Origin of the sequence: Azospirillum formosense, assembly GCF_040500525.1 — a bacterium.
Taxonomy (GTDB): Bacteria; Pseudomonadota; Alphaproteobacteria; order Azospirillales; family Azospirillaceae; genus Azospirillum; species Azospirillum formosense_A.
On the sequence record NZ_CP159403.1, the window covers coordinates 1,100,001 to 1,125,663 of the forward strand.

Consider the following 25,663-nt stretch of genomic DNA (forward strand, 5'->3'; position numbering starts at 1 on the left):
CCCTTCAAGGAGTGGGCCGCCAGGGCCAGAATGTCTCTGTGTTCCCGACCCGTCGGCGCCTCGTTGGCGGCCACCGCGTCGGTGGAGGGGTTATAGGCGTCTCCCCCACGAACACGCAAGCGCTTTTTTGACAGGGTGATGAAAATTCTGCCCGGGCGAGGGAAATCAACGGGTTGGCGGGCCGCAGCCGGGCAAACCGACTACAGCAGGCCCAGCGAGCGCAATTCGGCGGCCAGATGGGCCGGAAGTTCATCGCCCTGCCCGCCCGCTTCGGACAGATCCTTGGGAGCGGCTTGCGGGTCGAGATAGCGCCATCCCTGGAACGGCCGATGCGGCGTCGGCACGGTGGCGACGAGTTGCGGGTCCATTCCGAGGATGCAACAAGCCTCCCCTTCCTCGTCCACGGTGGTGTCGATGGCGACCACCCGCTGACGGGCGGTTACGGAGCCGCGGACCACCCAGTAGATCGACCCGCCGGCGATGATCTCCTCGCCGCGCTTCGGAACGCGGCGCGTGAAGACGGGAATTGTCGTCCGACCATCGACGGTCTGCGCACGGCGCGCCTGCACCGCCGCCAGATGGTCGAAGTCGTCGATCCCGACGGCCAGCTTGATGAGATGCAACGGCATGGAGCGCTCAGAAGAAAGAAGATTGGCGGGACGGGTTCGCAGTCGCAGATGGGAATCCGTGGCGGCGTTTCCAGCCATGCACCGTGGAGAGCGGGCTTACGGGTCAGGCCGGCACGTTGTTGAGGGAGCGGCAGCGCTCCTCGAACGGCGGCGTGACGAAGTCCGGCTTCTTGAAGAGGCCGCGCATCCAAGCGGTCAGCGTGCAGAGGTCTTCCAGCCGCACGGTTTCGTTCAGGGTGTTCTCGGGAAAGGTCAGCTCGAAAGTTTCGGCGATGTGGTCGAGGACCTGTTCGAGCTGCTCCGGGGTGAGGCCGATTCCGCCGTCCAGCACGGCGTTGCGGGTCAGGACTTTTTCGTCCACACCGTATTCGTCACGGATCAGCTTCACGATCCAGCGGAACAGATGCATCCAGTTGGTGATCCCGAGGATCGGCTCCGACATACCCCGCCCCTTGTGTACCGCGACCTTGGCGTGAAGAATGGCACGCATTCTTTGCAAATTCATTGCGTGAAAATGCCGCTTCCGTAAGACGTCCGCGACGCCCATAGAATGCGGCCCATGCGCGCCGCTTATCTCAACCTCGCCCTGTCGATGACCCTGGTCGGGCTGTCCGTCCCAGCCTCCAAGGTGATCGTATCCCATATCCCGCCGCTTGTGGCGGCGGAAATGCGCTTCGCCCTGGTCGCGGCACTGCTCGCGCCCTTTGCCCTCAGGGGTGGAGCGGCGGCGCTGCCGCGCAACGGGCGGGACTGGACGAGCCTCACCCTCCTCTCCCTGTTCGGCATGGTGCTGTTCAACCTGTTCCTTCTCTATGGGCTGCGCGAGACCAGCGCGGTGGCCGCGGGCATCATCACCAGCACCATTCCGGCGATGACGGCGCTGGGAGCGGCGCTGATCCTGCGCGAGCGGATCGGGGCCGGCAGCGCCGCGGCCATCGCCCTGGCGGTCGTCGGCATGGTGGCGCTGAATTTGCGGCCGGGCGGCGGCGGGGGGCCCGACGATTCCGTCGTCGGCAACGCGCTGGTGCTGGGCGCGGTGGTGTCGGAGGGGCTGTACGGAGTCTTCGCGCGGCAGCTCGGCGGGCGGATCCCGCCTTTGACGCTGACCTGTCTGGCAAACGTCCTGGCCGCGGCGATGATGGCGCCGGGAGCCCTGGCCACGCTGGGCGGGTTCGATCCGGTCGCGGTGCCCGGCTGGGTCTGGCTGCTGTTCGTGGCGTCCGGCCTGACCGGCGGCCTGCTGGCGGTGGTGCTGTGGATGCGCGGAATCGCCCATGTGCCGGCCAACCGGGCCGGACTGTTCACCGGGCTGATCCCGGCGACGGGCGTGCTGGCCGCCGTCCTGTTCCTGGGCGAGGCCTTCACGCTGGCCCACGCCGCCGGGCTGCTGTGCGTCCTGTTCGGAATCGCGATGGGGACGGGGGCGCTGCGCATGCCCAAGCGCTTCACGCCGGGATAAGGCACAAGCGCGCCCCGATTCACATCGTTTCCTGGACCATAGCTTTCTGGAGCAGGGCTTTCTGGACCAGGGCCTCCTGGACCAGGGCCACGCCCTTGACCTGGGCGTAGACCGGCTGGCCGGGCGACAGCCCCAGCGCATCCCAGCTCTTGCGGGTAACACGGGCGAGCATCCGCGCCCCCCTGCCCTCCTCGCCCAGCGCGACGACGGCCATCATCTGCACCTCGTCCTGCCGCTCCGCCGCGACGATGCGGGCGGGAAGCGCGTTCAGGATGGTGCTTCCCTCGGGCGGGTTGCGGGCGAGGCTGACGTCGGACGCCGCAATGCGCGCGCGGCGCGCCGTTCCCTGCGGCCCGAGGTCGCCCGGAACGAGCAGATGACCGCCGTCCAGCCGCAGCAGGGTCAGGCCGTAGGCGTCCTCCCGCCCCGCCACCACCGCGGGCAGCGTCACTCCGGCTTCGGGCATGCGGGCGATGGGCAGGGTGGGGTCGGCCTGAAGCTCCTGCATCGGGCCGGCGGCGACCACGCGGCCCTGGCGCAGCAGCACCAGATGGTCCGCCAGCCGCTCCACCTCCGCGATGTCATGGCTGACGTAGAGGACGGGGACGGACAGGACCCCGTGCAGCCGCTCCAGATAGGGGAGGATTTCCTCCTTGCTGAAGCGGTCGAGCGCCGCCAGGGGCTCGTCCATCAGCAACAGGCGCGGTTGCGACAGCAGCGCGCGGCCGACGCCGACCCGCTGGCGCTCGCCGCCGGACAAATGCTCGGGCGACCGGTCGAGCAGATGCCCCAGTCCCAGCAGGTCCACCACGTCGTCCAGACGGATGTGCTCCGGCACGCCGCGCCCCACCGTCCGGCGATGACCGAACAGCAGGTTGGTGCGCACCGACAGATGGGGAAACAGGCTGGCTTCCTGGAAGACGTAGCCGATGGGCCGCTTGTGCGTCGGCCGGAAGGTCCGTCCCTCCTGCCAGACGTCGCCGTCCAGGGCGAAGCGGCCGTTCAGCCGCTGCAGCCCGGCCGCGCAGCGCAGCACCGAGGTCTTGCCGCAGCCCGACGGGCCGAACAGCGCGGTGATTCCGCGGCCCGGCGCCTCGAACGCCACGTCCAGGGCGAACCGGCCGAGCGTCCCGTGGAAATGCACCGACAGGCTCATCGCCCGCCCCGCCCGATGCGCTTCTCCAGCATCATCATCGTCAGGATCACCGTGAAGGAGAAGACCAGCATGCCGCCCGCCAGCAGATGGGCCTCGTCCCATTGCAGCGTCTCGACATAATCGTAGATGGCCACCGACAGGACCTTGGTCTGGCCGGGGATGTTGCCGCCGATCATCAGGACGACGCCGAACTCGCCCATGGTGTGGGCGAAGCCCAGCACGGCGCCGGTCAGGAAGCCGCGGCGCGCCAGCGGCACCGCCACGGTGAAGAAGGTGTCGAGCGGCGAGGCGCGCAGCGTCGCCGCCGCCTCCAGCGGGCGGTCTCCGAAGGCCTCGAAGGCGTTGCGGATCGGCTGCACCACGAAGGGCATGGAGTACAGCACCGACCCGATGACCAGCCCCTCGAAAGTGAAGGCCATGGAGCGGGCGCCCCACAGGGAGGCCAGCCAACCGCCCGGGCCGTTCGGGCCCAGCAGCATCAGCAGGTAGAAGCCGAGAACCGTCGGCGGCAGGACCAGAGGCAGCGCCACCACCGTGGCCACCGCCTCCTTCCACCAGGCGCCGGACCGCGCCAGCCACCAGGCCAGCGGGGTGCCGACGATCAGCAGGATGACCGTCGTCAGCGCCGCCAGCTCCAGGGTCAGGATGATCGGTTGCCAGCTCATCGGCGGGCGGTCCTTACCAGGGAGGCCGGCATGGTCAGTTCGGCGCCCTCGTGCCGTAGCCGTACTTGGAGATCACCGCGGCGGCCTCCGGACCCTTCAGGAAGGCGAGGAAAGCCGTGGCGGCCTCGTTGCCGGCGCCCTTCTTCAGCAGGACGGCGTCCTGGAAGATCGGGTCGTGCAGCGCTTCCGGAACCGGCCAGCGGGTGCCGTCCGGCTTGGCGATCACCTGGGACAGGGCGACGAAGGCCAGCTCGGCGGCGCCGGTCTCGGCGAACTGGAAAGCCTGGGCGATGCTGTTGCCCTGGACGATCTTCGGCTGGATCGCCTCGTAGACGCCCATCTTCTTCATCGCCTGCACGGCGGCGGCGCCATAGGGGGCGGTCGCCGGGTTGGCGATGGACAGCTTCTCGAAGGCGCCCTTGCGCAGCGTGTCCTCGCCCAGCGGCGCTTCGCTGGCCTTGGTCCACAGCACCAGACGGCCGACGGCGTAGGTGAAGCGGGAGTCCGGAACGGCCAAGCCCTCCTCCACCGCCTTCCGCGGGGTTTCGTCGTCGGCGGCGAGGAAGACGACGAAGGGCGCGTCCTGCTTGATCTGGGCGTAGAACTGGCCGGTCGCGCCGAAGCTCAGAACGGCCTTGTGGCCGGTCTTCTGCTCAAAGGCGGTGGCGATCTCCTTCGCCGGGGCGGTGAAGTTCGCGGCGACCGCGACGTTGAATTCGTCGGCATGGGCCGCCGCCGAGACGGACAGCAGCGCGACGGCGGCAAGCAGGACACGCGTCATTCAAAAACTCCTTCCGGTCTATCGTCAATCCACCGCGAGAATGATGTGCGATGCGTCGATCAGCGCGCAGGCCGGGTCGCCGGGCTTCAGGCCGATGTCGTCGGCGCTGCGCAGCGTGATGATGGCGGTCAGCGTCTTGCCGCCGCCGATGTCCAGGGTGACCTCGCTGTTGACGGCGCCGTCCTCGCGGCGCGCCACCACGCCTTCCACGCGGTTGCGCATCGAGGTGCGCTTCGCCTCGTCCGCCGGGGCGAGGATCACGAAGGGCGCCTTGATCAGCGCCGTCGCCGTGCGCCCCGGGAACAGGCCCAGGTCGCGCACGCTGTCGCGGGTGATGATCGCGACGATCGAGGTCCGGTCCGACACGGCCAGGGTGACTTCGGCGTTCACCGCCCCGTCGGTGATGGCGGTGACGGTGCCGCGAAGGGCGTTGCGGGCACTGGTGCGCATGAAGAATCCCCACATCAGGCTGGCCGCCGACAGGCCGGTGCCGTTCAGTTCCGGTTCCAGCACCTGGAAGGCGCGGACCATCTCGCTCTGCAGACGGTGGAAGGTGGCGACCAGCCGCACGCCGTCCGGCGTCAGGGCGGTTCCGCCACCGCGCTTTCCCCCGGCCTGCGCCTCGACCAGCGGGCGGCCGAACAGGTTGTTCATGGCGTCGATGGCGTCCCAGGCCGCCTTGTAGGTGACGCCGACCGACCGCGCCGCGCCGGAGATGCTGCCCTCGCGCCCGACCGCCTCCAGCAGGCGGATGCGCTCGGCGCCGATCGGCGACGCGTGCGGCCCGGCGAACGACACCTGCGGTTGGACGGACATCAACGGACACCCCGATTTCGCTATATACTCTCGCTATATAACCATGCTCGGATCAGGTCAACCAACGCTTTCTGCCCCTGCCGTCGATTTTTGCGGGTTGCGGCTTTGAAGAGGGGCGATGACGGTTTGAAAATCGGCGCGCCGTGCCAAACGCACAGTGCCGCCGACGCACCGCATCCGCTTATCGTGCCGATTTTCCGTGCGGTTCTCAGCGCCTGATCGGAGACTGTTGTGGGCGTGAAGGCAAGAATGGCGATCTCTTGAAACACGTTCACCGGTCTGGACTTCGTCGCGCCGCGAAGGCCCATGGCCAACGACGCCGCCCGCATCATTTCCTTGGCCGAAAATGGCCGAATGCGGCGTCTGCAATATATACTCGCTCTATACAGCGGTGAGCGCGGGCGGAGCGGTCGCCCCGCCCCGTCAGTCCACGAGTTCCCAGTCGAGCGTGGAGACGACGCGGACGATCTTGTCGATCTGCCGGCTTTCCATGATTCCGGGGGCTTCGTCGCGGGCGAGAATCTGGAACAGGCCCTGGTTGGCCCGGCGGATGCCGCCCAGCGTCGCGCCGCTGTCGGTGGCGAACTGGGTCGCCGCCTCGCGCGCCTTGGCGGTCGCCTCGGCGATCATCTCGGTCTTCACGTCGTTCAGCCGCGTAAACAGGTAGTTGGGGCCGGAGCCCATGCCCGGCTCCCCGCCCAGGGTGACGCCCTGGTCGAGCAGTTCCGCCAGATTCTGGCTGGCGCGGTCGACCCGCTCCACGTCGGGGCTGCGGATCATCAGGGTGCGGGTGAGGATGTAGCGCTGGTCCGCCGGCCCCTGGCGGTAGGCCTGGGCGAGCAGATCCACGAGATCGAGCGAGCGCGAGACGACCGCGTCGGGGCCCAGCCCGTAGCGTTCCAGAAAGGCCAGCACGGCCTTCTCGTCGGCCGCCGTCTTTGCCTGCACGGCGGAGAGATCGTCTCCGGTGGCGACGAACCGCACCGGCCAGAGGGCGAGGTTCGCCTTGACCTCGCGTTCGGCGGAGCCCTTCACGGTCACGAAGCGGTCGGCCAGCCGAACCTGCGCGACCTCCCGCCCCGCCGACCAGCCCGCCACCGCGATCCCGATGGCGAGAAACACCGCCGCGGCCAGCGCCGTCCGGTTTCCGATCATCCCACTCTCCTTCGTCGCTCCCTGCGAAGCGTGACGGAGGATTGTGGCGAAGCTCAGGCCGGAGCGGCGCTTGCCAACGGGATTACAACACCGGCATCACACGGTGGTCAGCCAGACGCACAGCAGCGCGTAGGCGACGGGGAAGACCACCAGGGACCAGCGGTCCAGGAGAAGCGACTTCGCCGCGTTCCGCTCGTAGATCATCAGCGACACCGCGCTCTGCATCAGGCTGAGGAAGATCATGCCCATGGAGGCGAGATTGACCCGGTCCGACAGGGTGAAGCCGCTGCTGCGCGGCAGGTCGCTGGCGATGACGAAGTAGCAGGCGACCACGGCGAACAGCGCGCCGATGCCCAGGCCGAAACGGGGGTCGAGGTCGACCGGCTTCACCAGGAAGGCCAGGAAGGCCACCACCGAGGAGATGAAGATGGTCGAGAAGGTCTTGATGTAATAGACCGAATCCGGCCGCTCCAGAGTGATCGCGTGGGTGTAGCGGGAATAGACGGACTCGTGGTTCTTCGGCAGGGTGATGTCGCCGTAGTTGGTGCGATAGCGGTGCGCCGCGATGGTCGCCCCGTTGTTGATCAGCGTGTAGCCCGAGACGTCGACGTCGGGATCGACGGTGCTGTTGTCGGTGTCCGGCACGTAGACGACGTGCTCGGCCGTCTGGTCGCTGTCCTCGATCACTAGACGGATCGTCTGGGTGTCCAGGGGAAAGCGGCTCACGTCCCAGGGCTGGTTGAGGACGGCCTGGACGCGGGCCTGCCCGTAGTTGGTGTCCTTCAGTTTGCGGATCGGGGTGGGCGTGCGGGACTCGATCCGCCCGTTCATCAGCTCGAACGTCTCCAGCGGGTTCAGCGAATCGTCGTCCCAGCGGAACCAGACGTAGAAGTCCACATTGACCTGATTGTCGCGGAGATTCACCCCGGTGATCTGGTTGACGTAGGTGCCGACCACCACCTTCGCCGGCTCCGCCCGCGACGCTCCGGGCAGGCCGGCCAGAAGGACGGCGATGAACGCCAGCGCGTACCGAATCATGATGCCCTCTCCCTTCCTGCCGGATGTCAGTGCGCGTGGCTCTTCTTGACCAGCACGTCCATGGTCGCCAGCAGCACGCCGGAAACGATGAAGGTGACGTGGATGGCGACCAGCCACATCAGGTCGCGGTCGGACACCTCCGACACGTTCATGAAGGTCTTCAGGATCTGGATGGAGGAGATCGCCACGATGCTGGCGATCAGCTTCACCTTCAGCGCGCTGAAATCCAGCTTGCCCATCCATTCCGGGCGGTCGGCGTGACCGGCGACGTCGATCTTCGAGACGAAGTTCTCGTAGCCGCTGAAGATCACCATCAGCACGAGGTTGCCGACCATCGTCAGGTCGACCAGCCCGAGCACGATCAGGATGATGTCGTTCTCCGTGCCGTGGACCAGAAGCGGCAGCGCGTGGACCAGTTCCAGCGCGAAGCGCCAGCCGATCATCAGCAGCGCGCCCACCAGACCGACATAGAGCGGCGCCAGGAGCCAGCGGCTCTGGAACATCACCTGCTCCAGGAAATGCTCGGCCCGGCGCGCCGGACCGCGGCGCCCCTCGCCGTTGCGGGACAGGAGGGTGGTGTCGCCGGTCAGGGCCGACGGGTTCGACTGGGTCATGACTTGCTCGCCAATGTGATGTCGCCACGGATCTGGCCGATTTTCCGGCCGTCGATTTGATGTTGGTAGGTCATCTGCAACTGGTCGAAGGCCAGCGAAATGGTCTCGGTGCCGTTGCTGCTGTCGTCGTTGTCGACCGACAGCACGTATTCGGTGATCTGCGTGTTCTTCAGGATGATGGTCAGGTACGGCTCGGCGAAGATGTCGCTCTCGCCGAAATACTCGCCGCCCTGAAGCTGCGCGAAGGTGCGGAAGAAGTGGATGGTCGCGGTGACGTCCTTCTTCTGCGGATCGAAGGCCGCCTGCATCAGTTTGGGCGAGGCGAGATCGAAGCGGCGCTCCAGCTTCAGGCTGTCGACGCCGAGCTTGTCCTGCTTCTGCGCCTTGCGGCTGCCGAAATAGGACGTGTCCTCGATCGGGTCGTCATAGTTGAAGCCGCCGACCTCGCGCTTGCCCGAGGACAGGTCGAATTTGAAGCAGTCGGCCAGATTCTTGTAGTTGCGGATCAGCGACTCGCCCTTGATGCCGGGATAGTCGAGCAGGATGCGGGGCATGGATCAGCGCTCCTCAAGCCGCAGAAGGCCGAAGATCCGCCCGACCTCGCCGCGGTCGCCGAGCAGCTCGGCGTACAGCTCCGGAAGGGACAGGTTCCCCCAGGCCGCGGCGCGGCGGACGAGGTAGGAGGTCGGGCTGTGCGGCTCCTCGCGTGCCAGGAAATCGGCGATCTGGTGCAGCATCGCGTAGGCCTCCTGGCGGGTCCGCGGCCCGCCGGGACGGGCGAAGGCGGCGGGAATGATCTCGGCGGACGCGTCCATGGTGGCCTCCTCCCCGCCTTCGGCCCCCTCCGTGGCGGCAGCGGCCCCGTCCGGATCGATGCCGCGCTTGGCGAGCGCTTCGCGGTGGAACTGGATCAGGCTTTCCAGGGTCTTCAGAAGCTGCGTGAAACCGGGCGCGGCGCGGCCGGCCACGGCGTCCAGCTCCGCCGCCAGCGTGCGCACCGCGGTCACCGTGTCGCGCAGGTGGCCGTGCTGGGTCTGGTAGAAGTCGGGCGGGGTGCGGTCCTGGGCGGCGAGAATCTGTTCGACCGTCACCTCCCCGTCGTCGACCGCCGCGTGGAAGGCGCGCGGGTCGCGGGTGGCGAGCTTGCGCAGACGTTGCGCGTTCTGCCAGTCCTGGAAGCGGTGGATCTCGTCGGCGCTCGGCCCCGGCTGGGTGACGGCGGTCGCCATCAGGTCGCGCGACAGCTGGCTGTCCAGCCAGACCAGCGGCGCCAGCCGCGGTTCCGGGTCGCCGTCGTCCAGGCGCGGGTAGAGGCCGTCCCAGAAGTCCTCCACCAGCCCATGGACCAGCAGAAGCCCCGGCGCCAGCCCCGCAGGGCCGTGCAGGCGGCCCAGCGCCTGGACCAGCCACGCCGCGACCTGGAGATCCTTGGTGCGGGTCGTCAGCAGGTCCGACGCCTGCTGGACGACGCCCTTCCAGTCGGCCTTCTTGACGGTGGTCTGCCAGATGCCCTGGTCGAGATCGTCGTCCATCCGACGCGCCTCGGTCAGCGCGTCGAACTCGGGGCCGTGGCGCAGGTCGTCGCCCGCCGGATCGTCGCCGGGGATGGGCTGAAGCAGGGCACCGATGTCGATCAGCGGGCGGGGCGTGGTGGTCATGGAGCTGCTCACGGGAAGCGTTGGGCCGCGGGGCGGAGCATCGGGGGTTGGGATGGCGGGGTGCCCAGATCGAAGAAGGCCCGGTCCGCCGGAGCCACCGCCCCGGAGGGCGCCGGCCAGCCGGCCAGCCCCGGCATCCGCCGCATGCTGCCGACCGGGGCCAGCGGCGGCGCCTGCGCGGGCAGCGCCGGCATGGCCACCTTCTCCTCGCGCGGCGGCTTGCCGTCGGAGAGAACAGTGCGCTTGACCGCCAGCGTCATGAAGACCCGGACGTTGGGCTTCACTGCCGGCTGCGGAGCCGCCTGGACCGCCGGAGCGATCGGCAGCGGGGCCGGATTGGCGGCTTCCTTGACCGGGCCGCTGGCCGTGGCCTCGAACAGCAGCAGCGGCTCGGTGTCCGGACCGGGGCGGCGGTCGCGCTGCGGCGCGGCCTGCCGGCCGGCCAGGGCGAACAGCGCCCAGGGACCGTCATAGTCGAAGCGCAGCGAGGGTCCGTCCACCGACGCCCCCGCGCCGACGCCGGAGACCGGCAGCACCGTGCCGTCCTTGGCCCAGCGCAACGTCACGCTCAGCTTGTCGCCGGGATACCAGCGCAACGGCGTGCGCGGCAGCATGCTGGACAGAGCGCCGTTCGGCGTGGCGAGCTTCCATTCGATGATGTCGCTGCCCCCGGCCTCGCGACCGCGGTTGACGCGGAAGGCGGGGTCGAGCGCCAGACCGCCGCTCTGGTCCGGGGTCACCGCGGCGATCAGCAGCGGACGCGCCCGCTCCATGGTCTCCACGAAGCGCAGCGCCTCGCGTCCGGCGGTGCCGAACCGCTCGCCGCGGCGCAGCCCCTCCAGCACGAAGGCCGACCGCGCGTCGAACCGCTCGTAGAAGGCGCGCACCGCCGCCGGGTCGGCCTCCTCGCCCGCCACGGCGGCGGCGGCAAAGGGGAAGCGGCCGGCCAGCATCTCGTTGAAGGACGCGGCCATGTCGACATAGGCGTCGTAGACGCGGGCGTCGGCGGCCAGCACGCAGCGCGTGGCGATCCACTGCTTCAGCTCGGCCAGACGGCTGCGGAAGAAGTCGTCCGGCACCCCGTCGATGGCGCCGAGATTCTGGCAGCCGGCGGCGTCCACCGCGGCGCTTTCCACCGTCACGAACTTTTCCAACTGCGCCAGGGAGCTGTTCGGACGCCCGCCGTCGTACTTGTCCAGCTCGGCGATAATCCGCGCCCATTTGGAGGCGGCGCCCGACCCGGTCCCGGCGCCCATCACCGGGCGCTCCAGGATCTCCACCACCGGGGCGGCGATGTCGCGGGCGAGCACCGTCACCTCCTGCCGGGCGTTGCCGAGATAGAGTGCCAGCCCGGCCGGCGTGGTCTGCCCGAACAGCAGGTGCGGCACCAGCGGCCCGTCCACCCAGACGTCCAGCGCGTGGGCGTCGGGCCGGTAGAGCTGGTCGCCCTCCAGCAGACGGTCGGCCTGCGCCAGCACGGCGTTGGCCTGCCGGGCCACCGTGTCGCGGATGGTGTCGGCGGAGGTGGTCAGCCCGATCTGGCGGAAGGACTGCATCGTCTCGGCCAGCACCGGGAAGGCGGTGCGCAGCGCGTGGGCCGAGGCGCGGAGCTGCGCCAGCCCGCCCGCCCGGTCCACGCCGCCCGGAGCGGGGCTGCCGGCGAGCGCGCGGGCGAGGATGCGCTCCACCCCCTGGCGGAGCTGGTGCTGCGCCGCCGCCCGCATGGAGGTGCGGAGCATGGCCGGTGCCTGCGGCAGGTCCTTGGCGTCGAACAGCAGATAGTCCTCGACCAGCGGCGGGATGCTGTCCAGGGCGGCGCGGTCCCAGCCGGCGCCCACGGCGGGCATCGCCAGCGCGCCGCTGTCGTCCGTCTTCATGAAGCGGCGGGCCATCCACACCGACAGGGTGCGGCGCAGCTGCTCCGCCGCAGGAGCCAAGCGGGCGCCTCCGTTGGGGGCCTGTTCCAGCAGGCGGCCGATCACGGAGTCCAGGCTGCGGGCGCCGACGCCCGCCTCGTCGTAGCGGCGCTGCGCCAGATCCAGGATGTCGGCGCGCAGGTTGGGGCCGAGCAGGTCGGACTTCTCCAGCCGGCCGAGCAGCGCTTCGAACTCCGGCGGCAGGACGGGGCCGTTGGCGCCGATCCAGGCGCCGCGCTCCGCCCCCAGGCCGCGGGCGGCGTCCTCCAGGCTCGACAGCACCTCGGCGTAAGCCGCCGCCGCGTCGGCGCCGGACCGCGCCCCGCCGGCCAGCAGCTCCAGCTCGCTGGCGGCGACCGACAGCCGCGCGGCGGCGAGGCCGCCCATGGCGAGATCGCGCAGATAGGCGTCGGCATACTGCCGGAAGCGGCGGCTGACCTCCGCCCGGTGGGCGGTGAGGTCGATGGGACGCTGCGCCCCCGGTCCCGGCGCCGGGATGGCGGTGCCGCCCGGCGGCTGGTCGATCTCCCAGCCGTGCAGCCGCGCCGAGAAGCCGCGCGCCACGCCGGAGCCGAGCGCGAAGTCCAGCACCTCGTCCAGCGGCAGGGTCGGGTCGCGGGCGTCCACGTTGTTGTAGGCGCGGGCCAGCCCCTCGGCGATGCCGATCTCGCCCGCGAAGGCGCGCAGCCGCTCGAAGGCGCCCGCCCCCGCCGGCCCCACCCCGCCGTCGCGGGTCAGGCGGCGCAAGCGGTCCTCGGCGACGTCGCGCACGGTCGACAGGGCGAGGCGGCGGTAGCCGACGGCCAGCGCCCCCGACACCGAATCCGGGACCCCGCTGATCCACGACGCCGGCAGCGGGTTGAAGGTCCAGTCGGTGGGCAGCATGGTCACGCCCTGCACGAAGCGTGCGGCGGGATCGCCGTAGGCGGCGGTCATCGGCGCCCCGGCCTCGACCGCCGGGCGCTGGTCGGCGAGCTGCTGGAGCCCGCCCGGAATGTCGGCCAGGACCGGAACCAGCCGGTCCGACAGGGTGGAGGCGCGCTGCACCCCCACCCACAGCAGCAGGACCGCGGCCAGCGCGGCGGCCCCCGTCCCCACCGGCCAGGAGTAGCGGCGCCACGCGCGCGACGCGGCCAGCGCGCGGGTCGGCTTGGGCAGGCCGGCCTCGGGGAAGATCTTGCGGTTCAGCAGGTCGCGCCCGAACAGCGCCGCCGCGTCCGGATCGGGACGGCCCGTGAAGTAGAGGCCGCGGACGTAGAGCGTTTCCTGATAGGCGGTGCGCTTGAAGGCGGTGCCGAGCAGGGCGCGCAACGCCGCCTCCGTCCCGGTCAGCCGCTCGGTCAGGGCGAACAGCGGGGCGCCGTCCGGCGTGGCCGCAGCACCGAACACCTCCAGCTCCACCGCCAGCAGACCGTCCGCCAGCGACTGCAGCGCCTCGCTCACGAAATCGGGGGAGAAGGCGGTCTCCAGCGCGTAGGGGCTCGACCAGCCGAGCATGCCGCCGGTCAGGGTCGGCGGCAAAGCCTCGGCCAGCGCCGCGAAGCCGGGGGCCTCCTCGCAGCCGGTCACCACCACATAGACCGGCAGGGCGAAGCCCAGCGTGCGCTGGATCTCCCACAGCCGGGCGTACAGCTCCGTCCCGCGCGCGGTGGCGCGGCGCACGTCGTCCAGCTCGGCCAGCGGGATGGTCAGGATCAGCCCGTCGGCGGGCAGCATCGGGCGGCGGCGGCCCAGCAGGTCCAGCACGCCGGCCCAGGCGGCGCGGGGATCGTCGACGTCGATGACCACCGCCCGGTCGTAGAAGCGCCAGGAGAAGCCCGCGTGCCGCTCGGCGGTCACCGGGGGACGCACCTCGTCCGCGCAGGACAGCAGGCCGGCGTCGTCCGACGCGGCGACGCCGGTGCGCAGGTACCAGGGCACCAGATAGACGTTGCGCGACAGCGTCTCGCGGTAGGCCGCCAGACCGTCGCGGAACAGGCGTCGGATGTCGCGAAGGGTGACGTCGGGCGCGGTGGCGGCCAGCGCCGGGACCGCCCCGCCCTCCTCCGCCGTCGCGTCGGGCGGCGGCAGGGCCGCCGGTTCCGCCGGGGCGGGCGCTGCGGCGCTGCGGGCGCGCAGCAGGATCGCCGCCATCACAGCGATGATCAGCAGCACGAGGACGAGAAGCCCCGCGAAGACCCAGATCTGGTTGCCGGCGATGCCGGACAGGACCGCTGCCAGGAGTTCCATGACCGTCCTCTCCCGTCAGCGGGTCACGCGGACGGATGCCTGAAGCACCGCGTCCGCCGCGTTGGAAAGCTGCGCGGTGGACATCCACCAGAGCGCCTGCCCCAGCACCAGCCACAGCCCGGCGATGGCCCCCAGCACCAGCGGCCAGCGCGGCCCGCGCGCCAGCGTGCGCGCCTTGCCGTCGGTCAGCGTGTAGGCGTAGGCGGCGGGGATCAGCGTCCGCCCGCCCGGCAGCACGCCCGCGCCCAGCTCGGACTCGCGGCCGGCGATGAACTCGAACAGCCGGGCGCTGTAGTCGCGCAGGGTGGACTCGCCGCCCGGCACCCGGCAGCGCCCCTTGAAGCCCATGCCGAGCACGCAGAGATAGACCGCCGCCAGTTGGACCAGCCGCCGGTCGTTGCTGGCGAGCAGCGCCTCCATCCGGTCGAACACCCGCTCGCCGGCCAGCCGGGTGCGGAACACCGCCTGCTCCAGCAGCACGCTGCGCCACAACTCCCGCCCGTTCCATTCCACGTCGTGGATGAACAGGTCGTCGGCCAGCGCCGCCATGGCGTATTGCGCCTCGCGGTGCTGGCTGATCATCAGGTCGGTGCCGGTGCGCCCGACCTGGACCGCCTGGGCCTCCAGGAAGTCCTGAAGGCGGCGGATGATGATCTCGGCGTCGGGCTCCAGCGCCAGGGCCGGCACCGCCGCGGCACCGCCGCGCGGCGCCGGGATCGACAGGGCGTCCTCGGTCAGGAAGGCCGGCAGGCTGTCCGCCGTCTCCCCCGCGGGGCCCTCGGGCTTCGCGGCGGCGGCGGAGCGGCCCGCCCCGACCGCGGCGCGGTGCTTTTGAAGTTCCCGCGCGAAGGCGAGGAAGTGATCGACCAGATCCCGGCGGTGCAGCATGGCGGTCATTCCCAGCCTCAGGCGCTGACGAAGAGGGTGATCTCGACGGGGCGGAAGCGGCTGCCCAGCGAGTCCGGGTTCCAGATCTCCAGCCGCTCGCCGGGGACGATGTAGCGGGGATCGACCTTGATCTCGAACGGCACCACGCCGCGCGGAGCGGCCACGCCGCCCTCACCGCTGTCGTCCAGCGCGACGCGCTCGGCCCCCTTGACGCGCAGGCCGGACAGCGTCTCCAGCCGCGAGCGCGAGGCGACGATGCAGTTCTCCATCCAGGCCGCGACCTCGCTGACCGGGGCGGAGGCCGGGCCACGCACCCCGACGACCAGCCGGCCCTTCAGCCAGGCCTCGTCCATCGGCAGCCCGAACATGCCATCCTCGAAGGTGAAGGGAATGCGGGCGACGCCCTCCTTCACGCGGTCGATCATGCGCAGGATGAAGTCGCGCACCTCGCCGAAGCTCGCCATCGGGTCGTCGTGGTCGTAGCGCGACAGCTTGGCCGGCACGGCGCCGCTGGCGAAGGCCGACAGGTGCCCGGCGAGCGTGCACAGCGACATGTAGACGTCGAACGGGTGGCAGACGCCGACGCCGAGCTGCGCCTCCAGCGGCGGCAGGCCGGTGACGAGGCTGCGGATCTCCGCCCGCGCGGCCTCGGCCAGCTCCGTCGCCGGGTTGCCGTTGCCGACGCCGGAGCGTTCGGCCAGGAACAGCGCCTTCTCGCGCACGCGCCGCACCACCTCCGCCCCCAGACGGCCGAGCGGCGCGTTGGCGGCGACGGTCAGCGCCGGCGGCACGAAGTCGGTCAGCACGAAGGCGTCGTTGCGGAAGGTCGCCTGCGCGACCGGCATGGAGACGAACTTCTGCGGAGGCTTCTGCGTCGGGCCGGTGGTGGCGAACAGCGCCAGCCGCGGGCGCAGCCGGGCGATGGACAGCTCCTCCCCGCCGTGCTGGTCGGCGACCGGCGCGCCCTCGACCGAGACGTAGCGCGGCGTCTCCCCCGGCCCCGGCGCGCGGTCGCCGCGCGCGGCGGGCACGATCAGGTGGATGGTGATCTGCGTCTGCCCCACCGGGTCGGCGTAGGCGGAGATGTCCACCTCCAGCGGCTCGTCGATCCCGGCGCGGTAGTCCACGACGAGGCCGTCGGGCAGGATCGCCTCCAGCTCCCGCACCTGGACCAGCCCGGAGACGAGCTGCACCCGGTCGACCTGGAGGTGGACGACGCCCCAATGGAAGGGCCGCGCCTGCCGGACATGGTAGGTCAGCTGCCGCTCGTGCCGCAGCGCCTGCTGCTGGAAATGCTGCGGGGCCAGCAGCATCCCGTCGTGCCAGTCGATGGCGTCGGGAATGTCGCGCGCCTCGGTCATGCGGTCCTCACGGAGAAGGAAAGAACATCACGGAACCAGTTCGACATCCTTGTCCCCGGCGGTGAGGGTCAGCGTTCGTGTGTCGGGCACGCGCAGGCGGTGCGGCCCCGGCGTGGCGTAGTTGGCGAAGACCAGCAGGGCCCAGGCCGGCTCGCCCGGCGGCAGGTCCGTCTTCAGAATCTGGCCGGGGACCAGCTCCCAGCTCGTCACGCCGAGCGTGGTCGGATGGTCGCGCATGGACTGCTCGCGCTGGCCGAACCACTCCGCGGCGGTCAGCGCCCCAAGCTTGTCCACCAGCGCCTTGTCGCGGACGGCGACGAGGTCGATGGCAACCGGCGTGGTGTCGTTGGCAGCCGGGGCGACCGTGAAGGACACGCTGTCCAGCGCGGCGCGCGGCTTGTCCGCGCACCCCGCGGCCAGCAGCGCCAGCGCCAGCGCCAGCACGCCGGCCGTTCCCAATCGCGTTCCCGATCCTTTTCCGTTCACCAAACTCATGGCGTTCAGCGCTCTCCCGCTTCGGCAAGGGTGACGACGGTTCCGGACACTCCGTTGGCCCGCGTCAGCGCGTCCAGCGCGCGGGCGGCCTCGTCGGCGGCGGCGTAGCGCCCGGTGCGCACGGCGTAGGGGGCGTTGCCGCCCGGCAGCGGCGCAAAATCGACCGTGCCGCGCACGCCGCGCTGGGCGGCGGCGGCGGCGAAGGACTCCGCGTTGGCCGGGGTGGCGAAGCGCCCGAGTTCGATGGCGTAGTGGCGGACCGGCGCCGCGCCATCCTCCTTCAGAGCGTCCAGCCGGTCGTTCAGCGTGTCCTCGACGAGGCCTTCCACGCTGTTGCCGGCGAATTCGGTGACGCGGTAGCCGGTCTTCTCGATGACGTGGGCCGCGGTGCCGGCCATCCAGCCGGGCAGGAAGCGGCGGGCCGCGTCCGCGGCGCCGCGGGTCATCGGCTCGGTGGCCGAGATCGCCCGTCCGCGCGCCTCGTCGCTGAAGATGTCCGCCGTCTCGATGACGCCCTGGCGGGCCTCGAAGCTGTCGGCGACGCTGCTCCGCGCCATCGCGCCCAGTCCGCCTCCAGCGGCGGGCGCCCCGGCGGTCTTCGCCGCGGTCGTGGCGGCCGGGGACGACGCGGCCACCACCGGCGCGTCGCCGCCGGTGAGGACCAGCGCCGCCATCACCGCGCCGAGCAGCAGGGCCACGACGGTCAGCACGGCGACGCCGGCGGCCAGAGCCGCCACCTGCCATCGTCCGAGCGTGATCGTGGTCATCGCGGGAAATCCTGGGGAAGAAACCGTCGGGCGGACCGTCCGCCGTGCAGGGCGGCGGCCCAGCCTGATAGAAGCATCCCGGCGGTCCAAATCCGCGCGCTGTCTGGTTCGTTCTGGCGTAGTCCCGCGGGGGTTTCGCGGCGATGGCCCGGAGGCCCGCCCCGTCCTGCGGAGAAGCCCGCAAATCCGGTGGGTTACCCCGTTGGTCCGAACTGGATCATTCGCCGCCGCCAGCCTTCGCGGACGGAGCGGCGGGAAGCGGTTCCTCGACCACCACGCCGCCGATCCCGGCGGTCCGCTCGAAGGAGGGGCGGCGCGCCTCGGCCTGCCAGCGGTCGGCGAAGGCGCCGGCGCGCACCCGGTGCCATTGCCCTCCAGCGGCGTCCATGGTCTCGACGATCTCCACCGGAAGGCCCCGCCCGGCCAACGCCGCCGCGAAGTCCTGGGCATTGCCGGCGGAGCGGAAGACGCCGAGTTCGATGGAGAATCGCGCCGTCGCCGCCTTCACCGAAGCGACCGGACGGACCGGGACGGCGGCCGGCGCGGCCGCCTCCGCTTCCGCCTTCGCCGCGTCCCGCGACGCTGCGGGTGGTGCGGCGGGCGCGGTGTTCGCCTCGGCGTGCGCGGGGTCGTCCGCGCCACCGGGCAATCCGCCGCCGGCCAGGAAATAGCCGCCCGCGAAGGCCACCAGGAGGAGGAGCAGAGCCAGCAGGCCGATCAGAAGCTTCTTCATGGCGCCGCGCTCACGATTCCGGGCCGCCGCACAGCCGGCGCATCTCCGCCGTCTCGCGCTGGTAGCCGAGCCGCACCCGCCGGTCGAGCACGAGGCAGAGGTAGGTGTCCTGCGCCGTCGGGTCGCTGGCGTGGTAGCGGCGCACCGCCTCCGTCCAGGAGCCGTGGCGGTCGTACAGCTCCCGCAGGAAGCGGGCGGCGTAGGCGACGTTGACCGCGGGGTCCAGCATGTCCTCGCCCCCCGCGAAGGAGCCGGCGTGCCAACGCGTGTGGATCTGCATGCAGCCGACCGCCACGTCGCCGCGCAGGCCGCCCTCGCCGTCCTGCATCAGCCGCAGCGCCTCGCGCCGCGTCGCTGGATAGTGCGGGCGCCCCGAGACGTTCAGCGCCCAGGGCCAGGGCATGCCGGCCCGCCCGGATTCCACGACGCTCATGGCGTGCAGGATGCCCGGCGGAATGCCGTAGAGCGCCTCTCCATTGCGGAGGTGGCGGCTGCACTGGAACAGCGCCGGCCCGCCGTCCGACACCGGGGCCACCTCCGCCGCCACCGGCCCGGCGAGCAGGGCGCCCACCAGGGCGAGCGCGCCGGCCAGGACGCCGCGCGCCCTCATGCCCGCACCCGCAGGGCGACGCAGAGCCGGTCGACCGCCATCGCGCCGCCGCCGCCATGCTCGGCCAGACCGGCGGACACCGCCGCGGTGACGCTGGGTGCCGACAGGTCGTCGAGGTTGCCGAGGATGCCGGTCAGCCGCGCCCGCCCGAAGGCGACGCCGAAGCGGTTCTCGCCGTCCAGCAGACCGCCGTTGCACAGCACCAGCGTCGAGGGCACCGGCAGGTCGAGCGCGGTTTCCACCGCCGTCATCGCGGGATCGAGGCCGAGCGGCGGGTTGGCCGCCACCGGCAGGTCCACCACGTCGCCGAAGCGCCGCAGCAGAAAGGGCTCCGGCACGCCCGCGGCGGCGAAGACCAGCCGGCGCGACCGCGGCGACACGATGCCCATGGCGAGGCCGATCGACAGGCCGGCCGCGTTGTCCGCCGCCAGCAGCCGGTTGGCGCCGGTCAGGCAGGCCGCCGGCCCGAGCCCGGCCGCCGCCAGCGTCCGCAGGGCGGCGCGCGCCGTCACCGTCATGAAACCCGCCGCCAGCCCGCCGCCCGACACCTGCCCGATCAGGACCGCCAGCGACCCGTCCGCCGTCAGGAAGAAATCGTAGAAGCTGCCGTCGAACTCCGCCGCCGGGCGCATCAGGCCGGACGCCTCCAGGTCGGGGACCGTGGTCAGGTCGGGCGGCAGGATCGCCGCCTGCATGCGCCGGGCGATCTCGAACTGCTTCTGCAGTTCCAGAAGCTCGGTGCGGGTGTCCAGGGCGGCCTGAAGCTGGCGGACCATGCCGTCGAGCGCGGTGTGCTGGTCGCGCACGCGCTCCGCCATCACCTCGAAGGCGACGGCGAGCGCGCCGGGGTCGTCGGTGCGCGCGCAGGGCGTCTTGCCCTCCGACGCCGCCTCGATGCGGGCGAGGTCGGCGAGGAGTTCCCGCCGGCCCTGCTCCGGCAGGGTTTCGGACAGGCGCAGCATCTGGCGGCGGATGAAGGACTGCTGGCGCAGCCAATGGCGGGCGCGCCGCTCCTCGGCGTCGCGCAGCGCGCGGCTGCGGCTGCGGAAAACCTCGACGGTGCGGGCGAGCTGCCCGGCCTCGTCGGCGCGCTCCGCTCCCAGCACGGCGACGCCGGTGTCCCCCGCCGCCAGGGCCGACAAGGCGGACATGGAGGCGTAGACCGGCGTGAAGACCCGCCGGAAATACCAGTCCAGTCCCAGCGTTCCCGCCACCAGCACCATCAGCACCACCAGGATGGCCGAGCTGTCGAGCAGGCTGTCGGCCATGGCGGCCAGCGTGGTCTCGCGCACGGTGACGAGGTACAGCGTGCCGTCCCCTTCCGTCCCGGCCACCTTGGGCAGGCGCAGCTTGCGCACGCCGTAGCCGCGGGCGCCGATGGTCGCCTGCACCTCCTCGCCGCGCTCCGCGGCGGGGTGCACGTCGGCCCAGGCCAGCGGCCCGGCGTGCCCGTAAAGCCGCCCGTCGCCGCCGACCAGAAAAGCGGAGCCGCCGAGGACGCCGGCCAGCGCCTCCAGGCTGCCGGTCAGCGGGCGGATGGCGACCAGCGCCCGGTCGGCGGGCCGCTGCGCGCCGAGGGGGCGGGCGAGCAGAAGCTGGGCGGCACCGCCGGTCAGGACCAGCCCGTCCTGCGTGTCGTTGCGGGCCAGCACCTGCCCGATGCGCCGCTCGTCGAAAACGCGGATCGGCTGGTCGGCCGGAACGGCGAGCAGGGTCTGCCCGGCGCCGTTGACCACCGTCGCCGCCGTGAAGCCCAGAGCGCCGAGCCGATCCGCCACCGCAGCGGCGTCGCCGCGCTCCAGCGCTTCGGTGAGGCGGGGATCGCCCACCGCCACCCGCGCCGCGGCGGCGGACTGGTCGAGCAGCCCTTCCCACAACCGCAGGGTCATCCGCCCCTCGTCCTCGGCGTGGCGGGTGGCCCCGCTCTCGATGCGCAGCAGGGCGAAGACCGCCGCGGTGACGAGCACGGCGATGACCACCGCCGCCGCGGCCACCGTCATGCGCTGGCGAAGACCGGTCATCGCGCGGCCTCCCCGTCGACCGGCACGCGCCGGCGCGGCGTGGCGCTGCGCCACAGGGACAGGGCCAGCGGCGGCAGGGCGGCGATCCCGGCGAGCAAGGCGAGAGAGGGCAGCGTGCCCGCGGCGACCATGGGATTGCTCCCGCCCGACAGCCAGAGCGCGCCGAGCGTTCCGGCCAGGGTCAGCGCGGCGCGGGCCGCGGTCATGCCCCCCCAGTCACCCGACACCGCGAACCCCGCGTGCCCGGCGCCGAGCGCCGCCGCGGCGGCGAGCGCGACGGCCGTTCCCGGCTCCACCGGGCCGAGCGCCAGGAGCAGCCCGACCGCCGCCGTCGCCCCCAGGCTCAGCGGCGTCGCCGCCCCCCGCGGCACGATGACCGCGACCATCGCGGCGGCCAGCCAGGCCGGAGTGGCGTGCAGCCAGAGAAGCTCCGCCACCCGGCGGGCGTCCATCATCCCGCCGCCGTCGGCCCGGCCCAACACCGCCAGGGCGAGCGCGGTAACCAGCCACAGCCCCCATCCCTTGGGACGCACCGTGCCCTCCGCCCACCAGCGGTCCACCGCCAGCAGGGAGCGCAGGGTCGCCCGCGGCAGCGTCAGGCCGGTCCGCCGCTCCAGCCGGACGGCGGCCAGCAGGCCGGCCAGCCCGGACAGCACCGCTCCGGCCATGAGAACGCCGGGCACGGCACCGCCGAGGCACAGGACCGACAGCCCCGTCCCGACGACCAGACCACCGGCGGCGGACACCGCCGGCCCGGCGCGCAGGCTTTCCGCGGCGGGACGCGCCGCCTGGAAGGGAAGTGCGGCGAACACCCCGCCCAGCACCGCGCCGGCCAGCCACAGCACCGCCCCGTCGCCCAGCCCGTTCAGCAGCGCCCAGCCGCCCAGCGCGAGCGCCCCGGCGACGGGCGCGCGGCGGCCGAGCGCCAGGGCGAGCGGAACCGCCGCGGCCATGCCCAGAACCACCCCGCCGAGCGCAACGCCCGGCGGCAGGTGCCGCGCCGCGACCGCGACGGCGACGGCCGTTCCCACACCCGCGCAAAAGGCGGTGGCGTAGGGCAGAGACCCGGCGTCCGGCTGGGCCAGCGCGGTCAGCCGGTCGGGCGAGAAGCGGCCCAGCCGCTCGATCCGCTCGATCAGCGGCGCCACCTCCGCCGCGGCGTCCTTGTTGAAGCTGAGGTCGCGCACCTCGGCCAGATAGCTGCGCAGGCGGGCGAAGCGGTCGTTCACCCCGGTCACCACCCGGTTCATCTCGGCCAGCAGGGTGCCGATCAGGCTCTGCTCCACCGGCGGGGCGATGCGGTCGTAGGCGGACCGCGCGAGGTTGGCCTCCAGCGACGCCGCCAGCCGCAGCGGCGCCATCACCTGGGCGTTCAGCATGGTGCGCAGCGCCAGCCCGCCGAGCGCCAGGGCGATGCTCAGCGCCACCGCGAAGTCGATCAGGATGCGCGGCGCGTTGGCCGGCTGCGCCACGGCGTTGCGGCCGAGCAGGACCTCCCCCGCCGTCGCGGCGCCCTGCCGGATGGGAAAGCGTTGCAGGACCAGCCCCAGCGCGGACCAGTCGGTCTCCGCCGGCACCAGCCGCACCGACAAGTCCGGGCGCGCCGCGTCGGATTTCTGGAACAGCGGGCGGCCGGCGCCGTCCACCACGAGGATCAGCTTGATCTCCGGAAAGACCCCGCCGGCCTCGCCCAGATAATCCTCCATCCCGGCCATGCGGTCGAGCGGCAGGCCGAGCGCCAGCGCCTTCTCCAGGTCATGGGCGATGCCCGTCCCGACGATCTCGGCGCGGGAGGCGGTTCCCCGGTCGGCCAGCCCGGCGGCGGCGATCAGCGCCGCCGCCAGCGTGGCGAGCCAGGGCACGACCACCACCACCGCCATCAGCGGGATGAAGCGCCGCAACACGCCGCGCTGGGGGAACAGGGTCGACGGGCGGGTCATCGCAGCACCTCCCCGTCGATGCGGGCCGCCTCGGTCTCCGCCGCGCGCAGCCCGGCCAGCACGGCGGACAGCGCCGGATCGGCCACCGCCACGGCGGCGGGCTCGTCGGCCTGAAGCTGCCGCGCCTCGGCGGCGTAGAAGGCCGTCCGCTCCAGAACGGACCGGCAGACGCCCGACAGCAGAAGCCGCGTGCCCAGAACGGCGAGAAGACCGATGGCGGCGAGGAAGACGGCGGTGACCGTCGCCGTCTCGCGCAGCGCGGCCAGAACCTCCACCCGCGCGTCCTGCTGCGGGGCGAGGCCCAGCACGGCGCCGGCGGGCTTGCCCAGGGCGTCGGCCACCGGGACGCCGACCAGCACGCCGTCGCGGTCCGCGAGGTCCCAGGGCTCGGCCGGCAGCCCCGCGGCGCCGCCCATCCAGGAGGCCGGCACCGGCGTTCCCGCCGCCTGGGCGGTGGCGAACAGCACGGTCCCGCGCGGGTCCACCACATAGAGCCGCACGCCACCGCCGCCGGTGGACGCCACTTCGATCAGCCTCTGCAGGTCGTTCTGGTCGGCCAGAGGAAAGCCGATGGCGGCGCGCTCCGCCGCGCTGGCGGCCACGCGGCTGGCCAGCGCCGACGCGCGCGCGGCGATTTCCGCCGTGTGCGCCTCCGCCACCGCGTTGTGAAAGGCGAACAGGGTGAACGCCTGCCCGCCCACGGCGCACAGCCACAACACAAGCGCCAGACGCCCGAAACCGTAGAGCATGGCCAGCCTCCCAAGGGTCCGGCTATAGCGGCTTTCCGCGGGGGCATCCCGTTCAGATTGGCCCAACTTGGTCTGATCTGCTTTTGCCGCTCCCCGGCCCCTGCGATACTCCCCCGGCGAACCAGACCAAACAACCAGACCGGCCAACCAGAAGAGACGCGCTCCATCATGAACCGGCCATCATGAACCGGGATGCCCGCCTTCACGCGATCCTCGCCCGGCTGCGCAGCGACTCCCCCGGCGAGCGGCTGGCGGCCCTCTCCGCGCTGGAGCGGCTGATGCCCGCCGGGACCTCCCTCTACGACGTCATCCAGGTCGGACTGTTCTACACCGACCGCGGCACCGTCGCCCCCTCGCTGGTCGAGGAGGTGGACCGCCTGCGCGGCGAGGCGCAGGAGGCGACGCGGCGGGAGGAGCGGCAGCGCCGCCGCGTCCGGGCCCTGGAAACCGGCATCCGCGCCGTGATGGAGGAATTCCGCGGCGGCAAGGACGGCTGAGCGCCTTCGCTCCGCAACGGACGCAGTTCCGGCGCCGTGACTCCGGGAGTGGACCAACAAGGCGTTCCGCGGCGGCCCGCCATCGCACACCTTGCGGGGCATTACCGCCGTGCGTACCCGGAGGCCCTTTGCCCACCATCACCGCACCCTGTCAGCATGCCCTTTACGCCGCCGTGGACTCCGCGGCGGCGGCGCGCGGCATGACGGTGCCCGCCCTGATCCGCTCCTGCCTGACGCTGGTCGGGCCGGAGGCGCTGACCCATCTGCCCGATCCCGGCAGCCCGGAGCCGGTGGACGTCTCCCACCGCACCGTGACGCTGAAGAACGGCGGCACCCGCCGCGTGCGGGTGGTGCCGAAGCTGCGGGTGCGCCACGCCACGCCGCTCGACGCGGCGACCGTGCGCAAGGCCGCCTGGGTCGCCGCCACCATCGGCAACGACGACGGCGCCCACCTCATCACCGCGGGCGAGCTGAACGCCGTGGAAAGCGAGATGAGCCGCTGCCGCCTGCGGCTGGAGCAGCTGACGGCGGCGCTGGAGACGCTGGCCTTCCGCCCGCTCCGCCAGCCGATCCGCAAACCCTGGCAGGCCACCTACGTGCTGGGCTTCACCCACGAATGGGGGCTGGACACGCAGACGGTCAACAGCCGCTTCCGCACGCTGGCCCCGATCTTCCATCCCGACACCGGCCTGCTGTCCAGCGCGGAGCGGATGAGTCAACTGCTGGAGGCCCGCAACTTCCTCTTGCAGCACCTTCGAAGCTGAGCGGGCGATGCTTCGTACGCCGGACATTCCCTCCGAAACGGAGGTGTTCCGGGGCGATGTCGTCCAATTGGGCTCCATCTCGGCTGGCCTCCGCGGGGGTGCCTTTCGAATGATGGCGAAGCTCGACAGCCGGCGCGCGACGCGCACAACCCTATGAGGTCGTCAGATATGAGCGAGAGCAGTCAGAAGAAGTTGGAGCGCGTCCGCCCGCCGCGGGTGAAGCTCACCTACGAGGTCCACACCGGCGGCGCCCAGGAGATGAAGGAGTTGCCCTTCCTGGTCGGCATCCTGGCCGACCTCAGCGGCAAGCCGGAGAAGCCCCTTCCCAAGCTGAAGGAGCGCAAGTTCGTCGAGATCGACCGCGACAACTTCAACGACGTGATGGCCTCCGTCGGCCCGCGCCTCGCCTTCCAGGTGGACAACAAGCTGCAGGAGGACGGCGGCAAGCTGAACATCCTGCTGAACATGCGCCACATGGACGACTTCCAGCCGGTGGAGGTGCTGAAGCAGGTGCCGACGCTGAGCCGCCTGTTCGAAGCCCGGCAGAAGCTGTCGGACCTGCTGGCCAAGCTGGACGGCAACGACGAGCTGAACGGCCTGCTGAACGACGTCATCACCAGCACCGAACAGCAGGACGAGCTGAAGAAGCTCCTCGGCCCGGTGGCCGGTGCCCCGGCCGGCGAGCCCGCGGGCGAGCCCGCCTGATCCCCCGTCCCGTCAAG

The 25,663-nt window shown here is 71.7% G+C and carries 25 protein-coding genes; 4 read left to right on the forward strand and 21 right to left on the reverse strand.

Annotated elements, in window-relative coordinates; all coding sequences use genetic code 11:
- Positions 1 to 200: 200 nt before the first annotated feature.
- Positions 201 to 629 carry a DUF1489 domain-containing protein gene (locus tag ABVN73_RS18190; protein ID WP_353859674.1) on the reverse strand — a complete coding sequence of 143 codons (429 nt, stop codon included), beginning with the start codon at positions 627 to 629 and terminating at the stop codon, positions 201 to 203.
- Positions 630 to 732: 103 nt separating this feature from the next.
- Entirely contained in the window at positions 733 to 1,071 is a 339-nt protein-coding gene (locus ABVN73_RS18195) for an acyl carrier protein (protein WP_353859675.1), read from the reverse strand.
- A gap of 117 nt (positions 1,072 to 1,188) precedes the next feature.
- Here ABVN73_RS18195 and ABVN73_RS18200 point away from each other — a divergent pair, with 117 nt between their 5' ends.
- Positions 1,189 to 2,088, forward strand: coding sequence for a DMT family transporter (locus tag ABVN73_RS18200; protein WP_353859676.1), 900 nt, complete (start codon positions 1,189 to 1,191; stop codon positions 2,086 to 2,088).
- A gap of 19 nt (positions 2,089 to 2,107) precedes the next feature.
- Here ABVN73_RS18200 and modC read toward each other — a convergent pair whose 3' ends face one another.
- The 19 genes from modC to ABVN73_RS18295 form a co-directional block, all read right to left on the reverse strand.
- Positions 2,108 to 3,244: a molybdenum ABC transporter ATP-binding protein gene (modC, locus tag ABVN73_RS18205; RefSeq protein WP_353859677.1), complete on the reverse strand. Its 1,137-nt coding sequence runs from the start codon at positions 3,242 to 3,244 to the stop codon at positions 2,108 to 2,110.
- Positions 3,241 to 3,909, reverse strand: a complete 669-nt coding sequence (gene modB, locus ABVN73_RS18210) for a molybdate ABC transporter permease subunit (protein WP_014198586.1) — start codon at positions 3,907 to 3,909, stop codon at positions 3,241 to 3,243. The genes modC and modB overlap by 4 nt, the downstream gene beginning before the upstream one ends.
- A gap of 34 nt (positions 3,910 to 3,943) precedes the next feature.
- Positions 3,944 to 4,690, reverse strand: coding sequence for a molybdate ABC transporter substrate-binding protein (modA, locus tag ABVN73_RS18215; RefSeq protein ID WP_353859678.1), 747 nt, complete (start codon positions 4,688 to 4,690; stop codon positions 3,944 to 3,946).
- 24 nt (positions 4,691 to 4,714) lie between these two features.
- Positions 4,715 to 5,506 carry a TOBE domain-containing protein gene (locus ABVN73_RS18220; RefSeq protein ID WP_353859679.1) on the reverse strand — a complete coding sequence of 264 codons (792 nt, stop codon included), beginning with the start codon at positions 5,504 to 5,506 and terminating at the stop codon, positions 4,715 to 4,717.
- 423 nt (positions 5,507 to 5,929) lie between these two features.
- A complete protein-coding gene (locus tag ABVN73_RS18225) occupies positions 5,930 to 6,661 on the reverse strand; it encodes an SIMPL domain-containing protein (RefSeq protein WP_353859680.1) in 732 nt (243 codons plus the stop codon).
- Between the two features lie 96 nt (positions 6,662 to 6,757).
- Complete coding sequence (locus ABVN73_RS18230) at positions 6,758 to 7,699, reverse strand: hypothetical protein (protein WP_353859681.1); 942 nt, start codon at positions 7,697 to 7,699, stop codon at positions 6,758 to 6,760.
- 26 nt (positions 7,700 to 7,725) lie between these two features.
- A complete protein-coding gene (locus ABVN73_RS18235; protein WP_353859682.1) occupies positions 7,726 to 8,313 on the reverse strand; it encodes a TIGR00645 family protein in 588 nt (195 codons plus the stop codon).
- On the reverse strand, positions 8,310 to 8,867 hold the full coding sequence (locus ABVN73_RS18240) for a type VI secretion system tube protein Hcp (RefSeq protein WP_353859683.1): 558 nt from the start codon (positions 8,865 to 8,867) through the stop codon (positions 8,310 to 8,312). The genes ABVN73_RS18235 and ABVN73_RS18240 overlap by 4 nt, the downstream gene beginning before the upstream one ends.
- Before the next feature lie 3 nt (positions 8,868 to 8,870).
- Positions 8,871 to 9,971, reverse strand: coding sequence for a type VI secretion system protein TssA (gene tssA, locus ABVN73_RS18245; RefSeq protein WP_353859684.1), 1,101 nt, complete (start codon positions 9,969 to 9,971; stop codon positions 8,871 to 8,873).
- 8 nt (positions 9,972 to 9,979) lie between these two features.
- Positions 9,980 to 14,116: a type VI secretion protein IcmF/TssM N-terminal domain-containing protein gene (locus ABVN73_RS18250; RefSeq protein WP_353859685.1), complete on the reverse strand. Its 4,137-nt coding sequence runs from the start codon at positions 14,114 to 14,116 to the stop codon at positions 9,980 to 9,982.
- A gap of 15 nt (positions 14,117 to 14,131) precedes the next feature.
- Positions 14,132 to 15,013, reverse strand: a complete 882-nt coding sequence (locus ABVN73_RS18255) for a DotU family type IV/VI secretion system protein (RefSeq protein WP_353859686.1) — start codon at positions 15,011 to 15,013, stop codon at positions 14,132 to 14,134.
- Positions 15,014 to 15,021: 8 nt separating this feature from the next.
- Complete coding sequence (gene tssK / locus ABVN73_RS18260) at positions 15,022 to 16,365, reverse strand: type VI secretion system baseplate subunit TssK (RefSeq protein WP_353859687.1); 1,344 nt, start codon at positions 16,363 to 16,365, stop codon at positions 15,022 to 15,024.
- Between the two features lie 27 nt (positions 16,366 to 16,392).
- The gene (locus tag ABVN73_RS18265) at positions 16,393 to 16,860 is read right to left on the reverse strand and encodes a hypothetical protein (protein WP_353859688.1); all 468 of its coding nucleotides are present in this window, start codon (positions 16,858 to 16,860) and stop codon (positions 16,393 to 16,395) included.
- 5 nt (positions 16,861 to 16,865) lie between these two features.
- Positions 16,866 to 17,627 carry an SPOR domain-containing protein gene (locus ABVN73_RS18270; protein ID WP_353859689.1) on the reverse strand — a complete coding sequence of 254 codons (762 nt, stop codon included), beginning with the start codon at positions 17,625 to 17,627 and terminating at the stop codon, positions 16,866 to 16,868.
- 217 nt (positions 17,628 to 17,844) lie between these two features.
- Positions 17,845 to 18,360 (reverse strand): SPOR domain-containing protein, encoded by a 516-nt coding sequence (locus ABVN73_RS18275; RefSeq protein ID WP_353859690.1) that lies wholly within the window; start codon positions 18,358 to 18,360, stop codon positions 17,845 to 17,847.
- Between the two features lie 10 nt (positions 18,361 to 18,370).
- Positions 18,371 to 18,970, reverse strand: a complete 600-nt coding sequence (locus tag ABVN73_RS18280; RefSeq protein WP_353859691.1) for a lytic transglycosylase domain-containing protein — start codon at positions 18,968 to 18,970, stop codon at positions 18,371 to 18,373.
- Positions 18,967 to 20,991: a SpoIIE family protein phosphatase gene (locus tag ABVN73_RS18285; RefSeq protein WP_353859692.1), complete on the reverse strand. Its 2,025-nt coding sequence runs from the start codon at positions 20,989 to 20,991 to the stop codon at positions 18,967 to 18,969. The genes ABVN73_RS18280 and ABVN73_RS18285 overlap by 4 nt, the downstream gene beginning before the upstream one ends.
- Positions 20,988 to 22,931, reverse strand: a complete 1,944-nt coding sequence (locus ABVN73_RS18290; protein ID WP_353859693.1) for a hypothetical protein — start codon at positions 22,929 to 22,931, stop codon at positions 20,988 to 20,990. The genes ABVN73_RS18285 and ABVN73_RS18290 overlap by 4 nt, the downstream gene beginning before the upstream one ends.
- Positions 22,928 to 23,680 carry a hypothetical protein gene (locus ABVN73_RS18295; protein ID WP_353859694.1) on the reverse strand — a complete coding sequence of 251 codons (753 nt, stop codon included), beginning with the start codon at positions 23,678 to 23,680 and terminating at the stop codon, positions 22,928 to 22,930. The genes ABVN73_RS18290 and ABVN73_RS18295 overlap by 4 nt, the downstream gene beginning before the upstream one ends.
- A 182-nt stretch (positions 23,681 to 23,862) precedes the next feature.
- Between ABVN73_RS18295 and ABVN73_RS18300 the strand changes: the two genes are divergently transcribed.
- The 3 genes from ABVN73_RS18300 to tssB all read left to right on the forward strand — a co-directional run bounded on the left by ABVN73_RS18300 (position 23,863) and on the right by tssB (position 25,646).
- Positions 23,863 to 24,177, forward strand: coding sequence for a hypothetical protein (locus tag ABVN73_RS18300; RefSeq protein WP_353859695.1), 315 nt, complete (start codon positions 23,863 to 23,865; stop codon positions 24,175 to 24,177).
- A gap of 128 nt (positions 24,178 to 24,305) precedes the next feature.
- Positions 24,306 to 24,941 carry a hypothetical protein gene (locus ABVN73_RS18305; RefSeq protein WP_353859696.1) on the forward strand — a complete coding sequence of 212 codons (636 nt, stop codon included), beginning with the start codon at positions 24,306 to 24,308 and terminating at the stop codon, positions 24,939 to 24,941.
- A gap of 168 nt (positions 24,942 to 25,109) precedes the next feature.
- Complete coding sequence (gene tssB / locus ABVN73_RS18310) at positions 25,110 to 25,646, forward strand: type VI secretion system contractile sheath small subunit (RefSeq protein ID WP_014198564.1); 537 nt, start codon at positions 25,110 to 25,112, stop codon at positions 25,644 to 25,646.
- Positions 25,647 to 25,663 lie beyond the last annotated feature (17 nt).